The sequence below is a fragment of the Nocardioides lijunqiniae genome (genome assembly GCF_015024225.1).
GTDB lineage: Bacteria > Actinomycetota > Actinomycetes > Propionibacteriales > Nocardioidaceae > Nocardioides > Nocardioides lijunqiniae.
Window position 1 is genome coordinate 37,594 of record NZ_JACJGM010000012.1, and the last position, 14,801, is coordinate 52,394.

Below are 14,801 nucleotides of genomic sequence, written 5' to 3' on the forward strand. Positions count from 1 at the left end.
CCGGTCATGACCGCCGGCCATGACTGACGCCGTACGACGCCGGGTCGGCGTCATGGGTGGCACGTTCGACCCCATCCACCACGGCCACCTCGTGGCCGCCGCCGAGGTGCAGGCGTGGTTCGGCCTCGACGAGGTGGTCTTCGTCCCCACCGGGCGCCCGTGGCAGAAGTCCGAGCGCCAGGTCTCCCCGCCGGAGCACCGCTACCTGATGACGGTCATCGCGACCGCGGCCAACCCGGGCTTCACGGTCTCCCGCGTCGACGTCGACCGCGAGGGACCGACGTACACGATCGACACGCTGCGCGACCTCAGCGCGGCGATGCCCGACGCGGACCTCTACTTCATCACCGGCGCCGACGCCCTCACCGATATCTTCGGCTGGCGCGACGCCGACGAGCTCTTCTCGCTCGCCCACTTCGTCGGCTGCACCCGCCCGGGCTACGACATGGACCCCGACGTGCTGGGCTCGATCCCCTCGGCGCGGGTCACCATGGTCGAGATCCCAGCGCTGGCCATCTCCTCCACCGACTGCCGTGAGCGCCAGCGCCGCGGTCAGCCCGTCTGGTACCTCGTGCCCGACGGTGTGGTGCAGTACATCCAGAAGCACCGTCTGTACCCACCGGCTGCTCCTCCCGCAGCCGCCGCAACCCCCGCAGCAACCACCGCAACAGCATCGGACAACTCATGACTGCCACCGACCACGCCGTGGAGCTCGTCGTCGCCGCCGCCCGCGCGGCCTCCGACAAGCTCGCCACGCAGATCGTCGCCTTCGACGTCAGCGAACAGCTCGCCATCACCGACGCGTTCGTGATCGCGTCGGGCTCCAACGACCGCCAGGTCAAGTCGATCGTCGACGAGGTCGAGGACAAGCTCCGCGAGGCCGGCGCCAAGCCGATCCGCCGCGAGGGCCACCGCGAGGGCCGCTGGGTGCTGCTCGACTACGGCGAGATCGTGGTCCACGTGCAGCACGAGGAGGAGCGCCAGTTCTACGCGCTCGAGCGGCTCTGGCGCGACTGCCCCGCGATCGAGCTGCCCGCCGACGTCCTGGGCCCGCCCGCCCCGCCCGCCGGTGCCTGAGAGCGCCTCCCGCACCCTCGTCCTGCTCCGCCACGGCCGCACCGCCTGGAACCACGCCAAGCGCGTCCAGGGCCAGACCGACGTCGACCTCGACGACGTCGGGCGCGAGCAGGCGGTCGTGGCCGCCGCCGCGCTGGCCAAGCTCGGCCCCAGCCTGCTCCGGTCCTCGGACCTGCTGCGTGCGCGCGTGACCGCCGACGCGGTCGCGGACGCGACCGGGCTCTCGGCGACGTACGACGCCCGGCTGCGGGAGTTCCACCTGGGGGAGCGACAGGGCCTCACGCACGACGAGTACGCCGCCCTGGACCCCGAGGGCTTCGCGGAGTTCCGCAGCGGCCGCTACGACGCCGCCCCGGGCGCCGAGCCGACGGGCGACGTACGCCGCCGCATGAGCGCGGTCCTGCACGACCTGCTCGACGAGCTCGCCCCCGGCGAGACCGGCGTCGCGGTCTCCCACGGCGCGGCGATCCGCGTCGCGACCGGCGCGATGCTCGGGTGGCCCGACGAGCAGTTCCACACCCTGCGCGGGCTGGGCAACTGCGGCTGGGTCGTCCTGGAGGAGCATCCGGACGACGGCGGGCTGCGGCTGGGCGCCTACAACCGCGCGGGGTGACCCCCGAATTTCCTCTGGCGAGCGGCGTTGGCTAGTATTCCGCGAGTTGCCTGAAGCACGGGGCAGCGGTTCGGGGCTGTGGCGCAGCTGGTAGCGCATCTGCATGGCATGCAGAGGGTCAGGGGTTCGAGTCCCCTCAGCTCCACCGGACGATCTCCTCGGAGATCACGACCAACGGCAGGCCCCGAGGGGCCTGCCGTTGTCGTTGTTGGCGCAGAGACCGGGCGCCGCCGCGCCTAGTCCGTCGAGCCGAAGCGGCGCATCAGCGCCGTCACACCGGCGAGCACGATGACGCACCCGCCGTAGACGTACGTCGTCTCGGCGAGGCCGAGGTGGGGTGAGGCGATGCCGGCGACGACCGCGGGCACGCCGAAGGCGAGGTAGCAGACCACGAACACCGAGGCGAAGAGCTCGCCACGCTCATGAGGGGCGGCCACCGGGGTGATCGAGCGCATGATGCCCATGAACGTCAGCCCGAAGCCGGCCCCGGCGACCACCGCGGCCGCGATGAAGCCCCAGAAGGACCCGAGCGCCAGGGCGAGCAGGGTGAGCGCCGTGCCCACCGCCAGGGACGTCGTCCCGGTGATCGTGAGGCGTCGCGAGGTCTGGTGGCGGCCGACGAAGCACGCGAGCGCGCCGACCCCGGCCAGCGTCGTCACGACCAGGCCCTGCTCGACGTGGCGCGCGCCATCGAGCTCGGTCGCGACCAGCGGAGCGCCGAGCGAGAGGTAGAGCCCGCCGCTCGCCCAGCCGGCGAACAGGGCGGGGGCGCTGCGCAGGAACGGCGCCCGGGCGGCCTGCGGAACGCCGATGCGAGGGACCAGCGAGCGCAGCAGACCCTCGTGCCGCGGCGAGGTCTCGGGCAGCAGCCAGACGGCGGCCGCGACGAGGAGGTAGACCACGGTCAGGGTGCTGAAGACTCCGGTGAGCGCCGAGGAGGTCCAGTCGAGGACCGCGCCGGCGACGAGGGCGCCGGTCGCGAGGCCGACCAGCGGGCTGATGCTGTTGAGCGTCGCGGCGGAGCCGGGACGGTGCGCGGGCTCCAGGTCGACCACCGTGGCCGACAGCGACGACACCAGCAGTCCGGTGGCGGCCCCCTGGGCGATGCGCGCCGCCACCAGGACGCCGACGGACTCCGCGTGCCAGAACGCCACCATGCTCAGCGCGAGCACCACGAACCCGGCGGAGACGACCGGCCGGCGGCCGAGGTGGTCGGAGATGGAGCCGGTGAGGAGCAGGGTCACGAGCAGCGCGACGGCGTACACGGCGAAGATCCCGGTCATGGTGGCCGCCGAGAACCCGAGCTGCTGCTGCAGCACGGGGTAGAACGGCGACGGCGCGCTGGCGCCGGCCATCATCGTGACGACGGCGGCGACGGCGAGCGCGAAGCCCGAGCTGCCGGTGCGCGCTGCGGCCGGCGCGGTGGTGGCGCCGGTGGCGTTGGTGGCGCTGGTGACGGTCATGGTGGTCCTTCTGCGGGCGTGAGTTCGAAATAGTTGGAACCGTGCTCACCCTACGGAAGTCTCAGGATTGTTCAAGTATTATCGAACCATGGCCTCCGTCACGTCCCTGCCGCACCCGGACATGTCCGAGGTGCGCCTGACCGACGTCCTCTTCGCCCTCAGCGACCCCGCGCGGCTCGAGATCGTGCGCGAGCTCGCGGGCGGCCCGCTCAGCATGGCCGAGTGCGGTACGTTCAACCCGGCGCTGCCGAAGTCGACGAAGTCCCACCTCTTCAAGGTGCTCCGCGAGGCCGGCGTCGTACGCAATGAGCCGCAGGGTCGCGGGCGCGTCCTCCACCTGCGCCGCGACGAGCTCGACCGGGCCTTCCCCGGGCTCCTGGACTCGGTGCTGGCGGCCGCGGTGTAGCGGCGCGCCTCGTCGGGGGAGTTTCACCGGGTACCCGGTGAAACTCACGCTTCCGGTAGGAAGCTTCACGCCGGAAGCGTGAGCTTCGTCAGGGCGGTGGTGCTTGCGTGGCTGGTGGTGCGCCGGACTCGCCCGCGCCTCAGCGCGAGCGCCGGCTCCCGTCGTCCTGGTACTCGATCCCGCCCATGTCCACGGTGCGGTGGGAGTTGGCGAGGGCGGTGACGACGGCGGTGCCGAGCGGGCCGCGGCGGTCGAAGACGGCCACGGTGCCGACGGCGATGCCGTCGCTCTCGACCCGGTCGACCGCGGCGAGGCCGATCTCCACGCCCTCGGGGCGGCGGGCCAGGGTGAGGGTGATGTCGGTGTTGATGTGCTGGACGCCGCCGCTGCCCCAGTTGGTGACCAGGCTGGCACCGTCGGCGACGGCGGCCGCGGCCTGGAAGGGCGTGATCGACTCGCCCGCGACGATCGGGATGGCGGAGTTCCAGGACCGCTTGCGCGAGCCGTTCTGGTGGTCGCCGAACTGCTGGGACCAGCCGGCGTCCTCGCTGTGGAAGAACGGCACGTGCGGTACGTCGGTCGGCGGGGCGACGTCCTCGGGTGGCGGGACCGGCCGGGCGTCGGGGCTCCACACGTCGCCCTCGGGGTCGGCCGAGGGTGCCAGGAAGACGGCGCTCGCGCGCGCGACCGCGACCCCGCCCTGGGTCAGCACCCCGTCGACCAGGCAGATCCGGCGGCCTTCGCGCACCACGGTCGTGGTGGTCTCGCAGGGGTCCATGGTCGCCGGGCGGAACAGGTCGACGGTCAGGCGGGCAGGCCGGAGGTCGTGCCGGCCGAGGTCGGCGACGCTGCGCTCCAGGGCCCGGCCCAGCGCACCGCTGACGGCCACGCCGTGCATCTGGTTGGCGTCCCACATGCTCTGGGCGAGCTCGGTGGGCACGAGCGCCGCGCCGTCGGCGCGGAAGAAGGAGAGATCCACGAGGGGAGGCTAGGGGGCGGGCGTCCCACCCGTGCCACCGGGCGGGCCGTCGCACTCCCGCTCGGCGTCGCGGGGGCGGCGGCCGCCCCGAGGGCCGACCGACGCGGGCTGCCGGCGCGACGTGAGCGCGACGATCCGGGTGCGCCGCAACCCTTGATTTGACACCTGTCAACAACTTCCTCCAAAGCCTGTCCCTGGGGTGTGACGGCCGCTACAGTTCCTGGAACTTGTTCTAGTTCTGGTCCCGTCCGGCCGTCCACCACAGGAGCATGCATGCCCGGCTTCAACCTCTCGACGGTCTTCGAGACCGTGGCCCGCGCGGTCCCCGACCAGGAGGTCCTGGTCTGGCGCGACCGGCGCTTCACCTACGCCGACATCGACCGCCGCATGCAGGGCGTCGCGCACTTCCTGGTCGAGCAGGGCCTCGGGTGCCACACCGAGCGCGACGGGCTCGCCGGTCACGAGTCCGGCCAGCACCACCTGGGTGTCTACCTGCGCAACGGCAACGAGTACCTCGAGACGCTCGTCGGTGCGTGGCGCGCCCGCGTGGCGCCGTACAACATCAACTACCGCTACGTCGAGGAGGAGCTGCTCTACCTCCTCAACGACGCCAGCACGGACGGGCTGGTCTACGCCGCGGAGTTCGCGCCCCAGGTCGCCGCGCTGCGCGAGCAGGTGCCCGGGCTGCGGGTGCTCGTGCAGGTGGCCGACGACAGCGGCAACGCGCTGCTGCCCGGCGCGGTCGACTACGAGTCGATCGTCGCGACCCCGGCGCCGGCGGGCGGGATGCCGGAGCCGTCCGGCGACGACCTGTTCATCATGTACACCGGCGGCACCACCGGGATGCCGAAGGGCGTGGTGTGGCGCCACGACGACGTGTTCATCTCGGCCATGGGCGGGCTGCCGTTCGGCACCACCACGCCCTACGCGTCGTACGACGAGATCGCGCAGGCGGCCGTGGCCGCCAACGGCGGCACCACGATGCTGATGCTGCCGCCCTTCATGCACGGCGCCGCCCAGTGGTCGGCGTTCCACATGTTCGCCACCGGCGGGAAGATCGTCATCCCCGACGACGTGCACCGCATGGACCCCGCCGACGCGCTCAGCGCGGCCTCGCGGGAGAAGTGCCTGGCGATCCCGGTCGTCGGCGACGCGGTGGCGCGACCGCTGGTCGAGGAGCTCGAGCGCGGCGACTACGACCTGTCGTGCGTGGCCGCGGTCAGCAACGGCGGCGCGCCGCTGTCGCCGACCGTGCGCACCCGCCTGCTCGAGGCGCTGCCGCACGTGATGATCCGCGACACCGTGGGGTCCAGCGAGACCGGCATCCAGCTCAACATCTACTCGTTCAAGGGTGCCGAGGCCGACACCGCGGTGTTCGAGGCGCAGGAGGACACCGCCGTCGTGGCCGACGACCTCAGCCGGCTGCTCGGTCCCGGCGAGAGCGGCGGCTGGCTGGCCCGCACCGGCCGGATCCCGCTGGGCTACCTCGGCGACGCCGACAAGACCGCGCGCACCTTCCCGGTCGTCGGCGGCGTGCGCTGGTCGGTGCCGGGCGACCGCGCCAACGTGCTGGAGGACGGCCGCATCGAGCTGCTCGGCCGCGACGGCGTCACCGTCAACTCCGGCGGCGAGAAGATCTTCGTCGAGGAGGTCGAGCGGGCGCTGGCCGCCCACCCGGCCGTGCGCGACGTGGTCGTGGTCGGCCGCCCCTCCGAGCGCTGGGGGAGCGAGGTCGTCGCGGTCGTGCAGCTCGCCGACGGCGCCGACGCCAGCGACGAGGACCTGCTCGCCGAGGCCGGGCGGCACGTCGCCCGCTACAAGGTGCCCAAGGCGGTCGTCCGCGTCACCGAGATGCAGCGCTCGCCCTCCGGCAAGGCCGACTACCGCTGGGCCAAGGCCCAGGCCGAGGCCTGAGGCGGCTCAGGAGCCGAAGCGCATCGCGAAGTCCTCGGCCACGAAGCTCGCCAGGGGACGACCGGCGCGCAGCCACGAGAGCGGGCCGGCCTCGTCGATGGTCCACGCGGCGGAGGCCGGGCGCATCCGGCCGGACGCGCGGATCGGGCTGGCCACCGTGCGCTCGCGCAGGGTCTGCACGACGCGACCGCGCACCGGCACCGGCAGGGGTACGGCGGGCAGCCGGCGGGCCGTGAAGCGCGCGCCGGCGATGGGCCTGCCGCCGACAGAGGCGTGCAGCCCGTCGAACGCCGCCAGGTCCTTGGGGATGCCCCACAGCCCGCGCCCGCCCAGCATCGAGGTCTCGCTGTCGACCCAGATGTCGGTGATCGACAGGCCCACTCGCCGGCCGTGGCGCACCACGACGGCCGCGAGGAGCTCGTCGTAGGCCATCTGGCCGGCGTCGGAGTAGGCCACGAACGCCGTGGTCACCACCGCCCGGCCGCGCACGGTCACCGGCCTGGCGCTGAACGGCAGCGTGGGCAGCGCCTCGGCGGGGACCGACCAGGTCGTCAGGTGGCCGAGTCCGGCAAGGTCCCAGGGCTGCGGCGGGTAGGGGGTGCTCATGCCGTGATCTCCTCGAGGTCGTCCCAGTCGACGTGGGCCGTGCGGGCCTGGTACTCCGCGACGAGCCCCGGCCAGTTCGTGGTGATGCGCGGGCCGTCGACGTACCAGCTCGTGCAGCCGCTCCAGGCGCTGTCGGCCAGCCGCGACTGCATCTCGCGGTCGTAGGCCGCCGCGACCTCGCGCCGCACGGCGAGCGGGCGCGGGCCGTCGCGGTCCAGGCGGGCCACCACCTGCGCGACGTAGCCGGCCTGGGCCTCCATCATCGCGATGATCGAGCTGCCGCCCAGGTTGGTGTTGGGCCCGTAGATGCAGAACAGGTTCGGGAAGCCCGGCACGGTGAGGCCCAGGTGCGCGCGGGCGCCGTCGCTCCACAGGGCGTGCAGGTCGGCGCCGCCGACGCCGGTGACGCGCATCGGGGCGAGGAACTGGGTGGCCTTGAAGCCGGTGCCCCAGATCAGCACGTCGGCCTCGTGGAGACGCCCGTCGGCGGTGCGCACCCCGCCCGGCTCGATGGCCGAGACGTGCTCGTTGACGACGTCGACGTGCTCGCGCGCCAGGGCGGGGTACCAGTCGTTGGAGAAGAGCAGGCGCTTGCAGCCGAGCGGGTAGTCCGGCACCAGCCGTCGGCGCAGTCGCTCGTCAGGGACCTGGCGCCGCAGCGTGAGGCGCCAGGCCGCGCGCAGGGTGGCCAGCAGCGGCCGGGAGACCGGGGAGCGGCCGCCGAGGGCGAGGTTGAAGCGCTCGGTGAGCCAGAACCACGAGCGACGCTCGGCGGCCAGCAGCCACGGGAACCGCTCGAACGCGCGGTGGTGTGCGGGCCGGTAGCCCTGGTCGGGCTTCGGCACGACGTAGGGCGCCGAGCGCTGGAGGACGGTCATCGCGGCGACGTCGTCGACGATGGCGGGCACGAGCTGGATCGCGCTGGCGCCGGTCCCGACGACGGCGACCCTCGCCCCGCGCAGGTCGACGTCGTGGCGCCACTGGGCGGAATGGAAGGCGGGGCCGGCGAACGTCTCAGCGCCGGGCACGGCGGGGACGGCCGGGTTGGACAGCTGGCCGACCGCCGAGACGACCACCTCGGCGTCGTACGTCGTGCCGTCGGCCGTCCCGACGTGCCAGAGCCCGGCCGCGTCGTCGTAGACGAGCGACGTCACCTCGACCCCCGTGCGCACGTGCTGGAGCAGCCCCTCGCGCTGCGCCGCCTCGCGCAGGTAGGCGAGGATCTCGGGCTGCCGGGAGTAGCGGCGGGTCCAGCGCGGGTTGACCGCCCACGACCACGAGTAGAGCGGGGACGGGACGTCGCACGCGGCGCCCGGGTAGGTGTTGTCGCGCCAGACCCCGCCCACGTCGTCGGCGCGCTCCAGCGCCGTGATGTCGGTGAGGCCGCGCCGGCGCAGCTCCCGGACCACGCCGAGGCCGCCGAAGCCGGCTCCGATGACGACGACGCGGGTGCTCATGGCCTCGAAGGTAGGGCTGTCCGGCGGTGCGGGGGGGCGCCGGAGGGCGACCGGGTTGATAATTCCGGACATGCCGCACCTACCGGAGCCCGCCGCCCGCGACTGGGACTTCCCCCGCTCCGCCGCGGGCGTCGCGCTGCTGGTGGAGTACGCCGCGGCGCGCGGCGTGCGCGCGCAGCGGGCCTTGCTCGGCACCGGGCTGCGCCTCGGAGACCTGGCCGGTGGCGAGGTGACGGCGGCCCAGGAGCTGCGGGTCGTGCGGACGCTGCACCGGCTCCTCGGCGAGGTCGGGCGCGACGTGGGGGAGCGCTACGAGGCGGCGACGTTCGGCGCGTTCGGGTTCGCGCTGCTGGCCAGCCGCACCGTGCTCGACGCGATGACGGTGGCCCTGCGCTTCATCGACCTGAGCTTCGCCTTCGCGATCCCGCGCGCCGAGCTGGTGGGCGACCGGGTCGTCGTGACGCTCGACGGGGCCGGGCTGCCGCCCGACGTGCGGCGCTTCCTGGTCGAGCGGGACGCCACGGCCGTGCACGCGGTGCTGGAGGCGCTGGTGCCGGGCGGCGTCGGCGCCGAGCTCGCCTGGAGCGACGACGCGGCCCGCCTGGAGTTCGGCGTCGAGCAGCTCGAGCGGCCGCTCCCGCAGCGCAGCGACGAGCGCCTCGCGCTGGCCGCGACGATGTGCGCGCAGGTCGTCGACGTCCGCCGGGCGCGCACGGGCCTGGCGCAGGACGTGCGGGTGCTGATCACCCAGCGGCTGCCCGAGGGCGCCCCGATGCCGGAGGTGGCTGCGGCGCTGGCTCTCAGCGAGCGCCAACTGCGGCGGCGCCTGGCCGAGGAGGGCGTCGGCTACCGCGAGCTGCTCGACGAGGTGCGCTCGTCGCTGGCCCGGGCCCTGCACGCCGGCCGCGCGACCATGCCGGTCGCCGAGGTGGCGGCCCGGCTCGGCTACGCCGACGCGGCGGCGTACCTGCACGCGCGGGCGCGGTGGGGGTTTCGAGACAGGCGCTAGCGCGCCTTCCTCAACCCCCGGGGGTCTAGCGCGCCTTCCTCAACCCCCGGGGGTCCAGCGCGGCTACCTCAGCCCCCGTTGGTTGAGGAGGTTGCGCAGCAACCGTCTCGAAACCGATCACGTGATGGTCATGCCGCCGTCGACGGGGAGCGTCTGGCCGGTGATGTAGCCGGCCGCGTCGGAGGCGAGGAAGACCACGGTCGCGGCGAGCTCGGCGGGGTCGCCCTTGCGTCCGGCGAGGAGTCGCGGGCCCTGGGACTCGAGGTAGCCGGGCGGGTACTGCTCGGTCATCTCGGAGGCGAAGAAGCCGGGCGCGATGGCGTTGACGCGGATGCCCTTGCGACCGGTCCACTGCTGGGCGAGGTCGCGGGTCAGCCCGATGAGGCCCGCCTTGGACGCGGCGTAGGCCGCCTGGGGGAGTCCCGCGGTGGTGATGCCGAGGACCGAGGAGATGTTGATGATGCTCGAGCCGGGCTGCATGACCCGACCGCAGGCCTGCGCCATCCAGTAGCAGCCGTTGAGGTTGACGTCGATCACCCGGCGGAAGTCGTCGGGTGCCTCGCGAGTGGCCGGTGCGGCCGTGCCGATGCCGGCGTTGTTGACGAGGATGTCGACGCGGCCGAACTCCTCCATGGCCAGGGCGACGAGGTTCGTGCACGAGTCGGGGTCGGCCACGTCGGTCGCCACGGGCAGGGCCCGGCGACCGGCCGCCCGCACCAGGCCGGCGGTGTCGTCGAGCCGCTCCACGCGGCGCGCGCCGAGCGCCACGTCGGCGCCCGCCTCGGCCAGGCCCTGGGCGAAGGCGACGCCCAGCCCGCTCGAGGCGCCGGTCACCACGGCCACCCTGCCGTCCAGTCGGAACATGTCGCTCACGGTCATGCCCCGACCCTAGGGCGTGCTAGGCCGAACCCGACAGCAGCGTCTTCTTGATGTCGGTCTTGAGGACCTTGCCGACCTTGGAGCGCGGCAGGTCGTCCCAGACCTCCACCTGCTTGGGCGCCTTGACGCTCCCGAGGCGCTCCTTGACGAACGCCGTCAGCTCGTCCGGCTCGAGGCTCGCGCCGGGTCGCAGCTGCAGCACGACGGTCACCCGCTCGCCCCACTTGTCGTCCGGCAGCCCCACCACCGCGCAGTCCTGGACGGCCGGGTGCTGCATGACGGCCTGCTCGACCTCGGTGGAGTAGACGTTGAACCCGCCGGTGATGACCATGTCCTTGGCGCGGTCGACGATGAACAGGTACCCCTCGTCGTCGAGGTAGCCGATGTCGCCGGTGTGGTGCCAGCCGTGGGCCGACGCCTCGGCGGTCGCCTCCGGGTCGCGGCGGTAGCCGGCCATCACCAGCGAGCTGCGGACCACGATCTCGCCGGTCTCGCCGCGGGCCAGCAGCGTGCCGTCGGGCGCCATGATGGAGACCGTCACCAGCGGTGCCGGACGCCCCGCTGATGACAGCCGCTCGTGGGCGATGCTGCCGTCGGCGCGCAGGTGGTCGCGCGGCGACAGGGTCGCGATCATCATCGGCGCCTCGGTCTGGCCGAAGAGCTGCGCCATCACCGGGCCCAGCCGCCCGATGGCCTCCTCCAGGCGGGCTGCCGACATCGGCGCCGCGCCGTACCAGAAGCACTGCAGCGACGAGGTGTCCGTCGCGTCGAGGTCGGCGTGGGCGAGCACCATGTAGACGAGCGTGGGCGGCAGGAAGGTGTGGGTGACCCGGTGCCGCGCGACGTGCTCGAGGAAGGACCCGACGTCGGGGGAGCGCATCACCACGATCTCGCCGCCCAGCGTCAGCACGGGGAAGCACAGGACGCCCGCCGCGTGGGTGAGCGGCGCCAGGGCGAGGTAGACGGGCCGCCCCTCGAAGGGGTAGCTCATCAGCGTGATGGCGCTCATCGTCTCGAGGTTGCGCCCGGTGAGCAGGACCCCCTTGGGCCGGCCGGTGGTGCCGCCGGTGCCGACGATCATGGCGACGTCGTCGAGCGGGCGCACGGGCTCGGCGAGCGGCTCGCCGAGGAACTCGTCCCACGCCAGCGCCCCCTCGACCGTGCCGTCGAGGCAGACCAGGGTGGTCAGCTTCGGCAGGTCGTCGCGGATCTGCGCGACCAGACCGGCGTACGTCGCCTGGAACACCAGGACCGAGCAGTCGAAGAGGTCGAGCAGCTCGCGGTTCTCGGCGGCCTCGTTGCGCGGGTTGACCGGGCACCACACGGCGCCGGCCCGGCTGATGCCGAAGACGCTGGCGAACGCGACCGGGTCGTTGGCCGAGAGGATCGCCACGGTGTCGCCCGCGGCGACCCCCCGGGCGACCAGACCGCCGGCGACGCGGGCGCTGAGCTCCTGCACCTCGGCGTAGGAGAGGCTCGCGCCGTCGGTGGTCAGGCAGGGGGCCCCGGGATCGAGCGAGGCCCCCTTGTCGAGGTAGTCGACCAGTCGCACGTAGGTCAGCTCTCCACGGTCAGCACCGGCGCGGAGACCAGCCCGAAGCTGCGCAGCACGCCGAGCAGCTCGCGGTGCCCGAACGCCTGGCACCCGGACGCGAAGCCCACGCGCTTCGGCGGCTGCTGGAGCAGGTGGTAGGCGGCGTAGGCCTGGAGCAGCCCGGTCTGCTTGTAGTTCTGGTTGCCGTGGATGACGCAGTGGGCGCGGCCGAGCGGTCCCGAGGCGTGCACCGAGTCGAGGGACTTGTTCAGGCGGGGGTTCTCGCGCGGCGGCATCGTGCTCATCACCTGGGCCGCGGTGGCGGCCAGGGCGGTGTAGGTGTCGTCGGCGTCCATGTCCTTGGTGGCCTCGATCGCGGCGGCCACGATCTGCGGGACGCCGAGCATCAGCGCCTTGTTGAACACCCCGCCGAGCGCCTTGACGTTGGCGACGCGGGGGTCGTTGCGGTACCAGACCGGGTGCGAGGTGCCGCCCCACGGCAGGGCCAGCGCGAGCTCGTGCTGGCCGGGGATCGCCAGCTGGTAGTGCCCCGCCTCGGGGTCGAAGGGCACGTAGCGGCCCTGCTCGAGGTAGTGGGCGCCCGAGAGCGCAGCGTTGAACAGGATGGTCTGGGTGGAGGCGATGGTCGGGCTGCCGCCCCAGAAGACCGCGATGTCGAGGGTGTCGAGCCCGGGCGTCTCGAGCGCGACCTCCGCCGCGATCTCGCCGGTCGTGTACATCTGCGCGATGCCCGGCGCGAGCAGCAGCCCCGCGGCCGCGAAGTCGGCGCCGTACTGCTCGTCGCAGGTGATCAGCCAGTCCTGCTCTCCGGTGGTGTCGGTGTAGTGGGCGCCCGCGGCCAGGCACGCCTCGACCACCTCGGGTCCCCACTTGCTGAACGGGCCGACGGTGTTGAGCACCACCGAGGCGCCCTGGAACAGGTCGGTGAGCGACTCCAGGTCGTGGGTGACCTCGACGACCTCGTAGTCGGCCGTCTCGATGCCGGCGACGTTGGTGGCCATCGAGGCGCTGAGGGTGTCGGCCGAGCGGCCGGCGGCGACGAACGGCACGCCGTACTCGCGGAGGTACTCGCAGATGAGGCGGCCGGTGTAGCCGGAGGCGCCGTAGACGACGACGCGCTTGGTCTCGCTCATGCTCACATCCCCATCCCGCCGTCGACCGGGAGGCCGACGCCGTTGACGAAGCGAGCGGCGTCGGAGGCCAGGAAGACCACCGCGTCGGCCATGTCGGAGACCTCGCCGAGGCGGCCCGACGGCGTGAGCTCGATGACCGCGCCGACGGCCTCCTCGGGGGAGCCGAAGAGCCCGATCGAGGCGACGTCGTTGGCGAGGCCGGCGCCCATGGCGGTCGGCACCAGGCCGGGGTAGATGCAGTTGACACGCACGCCGTAGCCGAGCTTGCCGGCCTCCATGGCGGCCACGCGGGTGAGCCGGTCGACGCCGGACTTGGTGGCGGAGTAGACGCCGATGCCGGGGAACGCGATGGTGGCGGCGACCGAGGCGACGTTGATGACGCAGCCGCCCTTGCCCGCGGCGCCCTCGGGGCGCATGGTGCGGAAGGCGTGCTTGATACCCAGCGAGGTGCCGAGGAGGTTCACCTCGAGCTGCCGGCGCACCTGGTCGGGGTCGAGGTCGACCAGCAGGCTGGTGATCTCGATGCCGGCGTTGTTGACGACGATGTCGAGACCGCCGAAGTCGGAGGCGCAAGCCGTCGTGACGTTGGCCCAGCTCGCGTCGTCGGTGACGTCGTGGTGCACGAAGCCGTGGCCCTCGCCGGGGAGCGCGTCCGCGGCCTTCTCGCCGAGGTCGTCCTGCAGGTCGGCGATCACGACGCGGGCGCCGGCGGCGGCGAGCGCGTGGGCCATTCCCTCGCCGAGGCCCTGCGCACCCCCGGTCACCAGGGCGGTACGGCCGGACAGGTCCAGGTGGGTCATGTGGGTGCTCCTCGAGTTCGCGAGTGGTGGCCGTCACAACGTCCCGCAGCGTCTTGACGACTGTCAAGACTTTTCTGGACATTTGTCAAGATCGCCGTGTCGCGGGGCGCCGAGCCCGTAGAGTGACGCTCGAGCAGCCGGACGGAGGTGAGCAGGTGGCCGGCACCCAGACCGTCCGGCGGAGCCCCGCCGACAAGCACGACGCCCGGCGCAACCAGCTCGCGGAGTCGGCGCTGACCACGCTCGGCGAGCTCGGCTACGCCCGCACCAGCCTGCGCGAGATCGCCAACAACTCCGAGTTCAGCCACGGCGTCGTGCACTACTACTTCCACGACAAGCTCGAGCTGATCGTCTACTGCGTGCGCTACTACAAGGCGCAGTGCGTGACCCGCTACGACGCGGTCGTCTCCGACTCGACCTCCGCGGAGGGGCTGCTGGACGCCTTCGCCGCCAAGCTGGTGGAGACGTTGCGCGACGAGGCCCCGATGCACCGGCTCTGGTACGACCTGCGCACCCAGAGCATGTTCGAGGAGTCGCTGCGCGAGGCCGTGACGATGATCGACGCCACGCTGCAGGAGATGATCTGGCGGGTGGTGAGCCGCTACGCCGAGCTGGCCGACCGCCCCACGGCGATGGCTCCCTCGGCGGCGTACGCCGTGCTCGACGGGCTGTTCCAGCAGGCGCTGCTCGGCCACATCGCCGGGCAGCCGGAGGCGCTGGACTCGATCGCCTCCCAGGTGCACGGCCTGATGCCGCTGATGCTGGCTCCCGCTCCCTCGTGAGATTCGGCTACCCTGGTGCCATGCACAGGGACCTGCTCCTTACCTAGCCGCGTCGATCGATCCGAGACCGACGCGGCTGCCCCTCGTGACCGAGGGGCTTTTTTGTGCCCGGAGCCAGGACCCACCAG

At 72.9% G+C, this 14,801-nt stretch carries 15 protein-coding genes and 1 tRNA gene; 8 read left to right on the forward strand and 8 right to left on the reverse strand.

Translation table 11 applies throughout. The annotated features are described in order from the left end of the window. Nucleotides 1–19 precede the first annotated feature (19 nt). From nadD to IRQ30_RS09420, 4 genes are all read left to right on the forward strand, one after another. Nucleotides 20–688 carry a nicotinate-nucleotide adenylyltransferase gene (gene nadD, locus IRQ30_RS09405; RefSeq protein WP_193609091.1) on the forward strand — a complete coding sequence of 223 codons (669 nt, stop codon included), beginning with the start codon at nucleotides 20–22 and terminating at the stop codon, nucleotides 686–688. Beyond that, entirely contained in the window at nucleotides 685–1,077 is a 393-nt protein-coding gene (gene rsfS, locus IRQ30_RS09410) for a ribosome silencing factor (protein ID WP_134741794.1), read from the forward strand. Before nadD ends, rsfS begins: the two co-directional genes overlap by 4 nt. Continuing rightward, a complete protein-coding gene (locus IRQ30_RS09415; protein WP_193612654.1) occupies nucleotides 1,070–1,690 on the forward strand; it encodes a histidine phosphatase family protein in 621 nt (206 codons plus the stop codon). Before rsfS ends, IRQ30_RS09415 begins: the two co-directional genes overlap by 8 nt. 72 nt (nucleotides 1,691–1,762) lie before the next feature. After that, nucleotides 1,763–1,835: transfer RNA gene (locus IRQ30_RS09420), tRNA-Ala, on the forward strand. Nucleotides 1,836–1,926: 91 nt separating this feature from the next. Here the strand turns inward: IRQ30_RS09420 and IRQ30_RS09425 are convergent. After that, nucleotides 1,927–3,153 (reverse strand): MFS transporter, encoded by a 1,227-nt coding sequence (locus tag IRQ30_RS09425; RefSeq protein WP_193612655.1) that lies wholly within the window; start codon nucleotides 3,151–3,153, stop codon nucleotides 1,927–1,929. An 88-nt stretch (nucleotides 3,154–3,241) separates the two neighbouring features. Between IRQ30_RS09425 and IRQ30_RS09430 the strand changes: the two genes are divergently transcribed. After that, entirely contained in the window at nucleotides 3,242–3,559 is a 318-nt protein-coding gene (locus IRQ30_RS09430) for an ArsR/SmtB family transcription factor (protein ID WP_193612656.1), read from the forward strand. Between the two features lie 139 nt (nucleotides 3,560–3,698). On the opposite strand, the gene IRQ30_RS09435 is transcribed toward IRQ30_RS09430, so the two are convergent. Next, nucleotides 3,699–4,538, reverse strand: a complete 840-nt coding sequence (locus IRQ30_RS09435) for an acyl-CoA thioesterase domain-containing protein (protein WP_193612657.1) — start codon at nucleotides 4,536–4,538, stop codon at nucleotides 3,699–3,701. Between the two features lie 273 nt (nucleotides 4,539–4,811). Between IRQ30_RS09435 and IRQ30_RS09440 the strand changes: the two genes are divergently transcribed. Further along, on the forward strand, nucleotides 4,812–6,452 hold the full coding sequence (locus IRQ30_RS09440) for an acyl-CoA synthetase (protein ID WP_193612658.1): 1,641 nt from the start codon (nucleotides 4,812–4,814) through the stop codon (nucleotides 6,450–6,452). Between the two features lie 6 nt (nucleotides 6,453–6,458). Here IRQ30_RS09440 and IRQ30_RS09445 read toward each other — a convergent pair whose 3' ends face one another. Both IRQ30_RS09445 and IRQ30_RS09450 read right to left on the reverse strand, forming a co-directional pair. After that, nucleotides 6,459–7,058, reverse strand: coding sequence for an acetoacetate decarboxylase family protein (locus tag IRQ30_RS09445; protein WP_193612659.1), 600 nt, complete (start codon nucleotides 7,056–7,058; stop codon nucleotides 6,459–6,461). Then, entirely contained in the window at nucleotides 7,055–8,515 is a 1,461-nt protein-coding gene (locus IRQ30_RS09450; protein WP_193612660.1) for a flavin-containing monooxygenase, read from the reverse strand. Before IRQ30_RS09450 ends, IRQ30_RS09445 begins: the two co-directional genes overlap by 4 nt. Nucleotides 8,516–8,585: 70 nt before the next feature. Between IRQ30_RS09450 and IRQ30_RS09455 the strand changes: the two genes are divergently transcribed. Continuing rightward, nucleotides 8,586–9,524 (forward strand): AraC family transcriptional regulator, encoded by a 939-nt coding sequence (locus tag IRQ30_RS09455; protein WP_193612661.1) that lies wholly within the window; start codon nucleotides 8,586–8,588, stop codon nucleotides 9,522–9,524. Between the two features lie 117 nt (nucleotides 9,525–9,641). On the opposite strand, the gene IRQ30_RS09460 is transcribed toward IRQ30_RS09455, so the two are convergent. Genes IRQ30_RS09460 through IRQ30_RS09475 form a run of 4 tightly spaced genes read right to left on the reverse strand, consistent with a single transcriptional unit; the run spans nucleotide 9,642 to nucleotide 13,891 of the window. Then, nucleotides 9,642–10,403, reverse strand: coding sequence for an SDR family NAD(P)-dependent oxidoreductase (locus tag IRQ30_RS09460; RefSeq protein ID WP_193612662.1), 762 nt, complete (start codon nucleotides 10,401–10,403; stop codon nucleotides 9,642–9,644). Nucleotides 10,404–10,422: 19 nt separating this feature from the next. Continuing rightward, entirely contained in the window at nucleotides 10,423–11,955 is a 1,533-nt protein-coding gene (locus IRQ30_RS09465; protein ID WP_193612663.1) for an AMP-binding protein, read from the reverse strand. Between the two features lie 5 nt (nucleotides 11,956–11,960). Continuing rightward, nucleotides 11,961–13,091, reverse strand: a complete 1,131-nt coding sequence (locus IRQ30_RS09470; protein WP_193612664.1) for a DUF5938 domain-containing protein — start codon at nucleotides 13,089–13,091, stop codon at nucleotides 11,961–11,963. Between the two features lie 2 nt (nucleotides 13,092–13,093). Continuing rightward, nucleotides 13,094–13,891, reverse strand: a complete 798-nt coding sequence (locus IRQ30_RS09475) for an SDR family NAD(P)-dependent oxidoreductase (RefSeq protein ID WP_193612665.1) — start codon at nucleotides 13,889–13,891, stop codon at nucleotides 13,094–13,096. A gap of 155 nt (nucleotides 13,892–14,046) precedes the next feature. On the opposite strand from IRQ30_RS09475, the gene IRQ30_RS09480 reads away from it, so the two are divergent. Beyond that, entirely contained in the window at nucleotides 14,047–14,673 is a 627-nt protein-coding gene (locus IRQ30_RS09480; RefSeq protein ID WP_193612666.1) for a TetR family transcriptional regulator, read from the forward strand. The last annotated feature ends 128 nt before the right edge of the window (nucleotides 14,674–14,801 follow it).

Coding starts and splice junctions, on each gene's coding strand:
- rsfS (WP_134741794.1), top strand. CDS start 685: ATGACTGCCACCGACCACGCCGTGGAGCTCGTCGTCGCCGCCGCCCGC.
- IRQ30_RS09445 (WP_193612659.1), bottom strand. CDS start 7,058: ATGAGCACCCCCTACCCGCCGCAGCCCTGGGACCTTGCCGGACTCGGC.
- IRQ30_RS09470 (WP_193612664.1), bottom strand. CDS start 13,091: ATGAGCGAGACCAAGCGCGTCGTCGTCTACGGCGCCTCCGGCTACACC.
- nadD (WP_193609091.1), top strand. CDS start 20: ATGACTGACGCCGTACGACGCCGGGTCGGCGTCATGGGTGGCACGTTC.
- IRQ30_RS09425 (WP_193612655.1), bottom strand. CDS start 3,153: ATGACCGTCACCAGCGCCACCAACGCCACCGGCGCCACCACCGCGCCG.
- IRQ30_RS09460 (WP_193612662.1), bottom strand. CDS start 10,403: ATGACCGTGAGCGACATGTTCCGACTGGACGGCAGGGTGGCCGTGGTG.
- IRQ30_RS09475 (WP_193612665.1), bottom strand. CDS start 13,891: ATGACCCACCTGGACCTGTCCGGCCGTACCGCCCTGGTGACCGGGGGT.
- IRQ30_RS09440 (WP_193612658.1), top strand. CDS start 4,812: ATGCCCGGCTTCAACCTCTCGACGGTCTTCGAGACCGTGGCCCGCGCG.
- IRQ30_RS09455 (WP_193612661.1), top strand. CDS start 8,586: ATGCCGCACCTACCGGAGCCCGCCGCCCGCGACTGGGACTTCCCCCGC.
- IRQ30_RS09450 (WP_193612660.1), bottom strand. CDS start 8,515: ATGAGCACCCGCGTCGTCGTCATCGGAGCCGGCTTCGGCGGCCTCGGC.
- IRQ30_RS09430 (WP_193612656.1), top strand. CDS start 3,242: ATGGCCTCCGTCACGTCCCTGCCGCACCCGGACATGTCCGAGGTGCGC.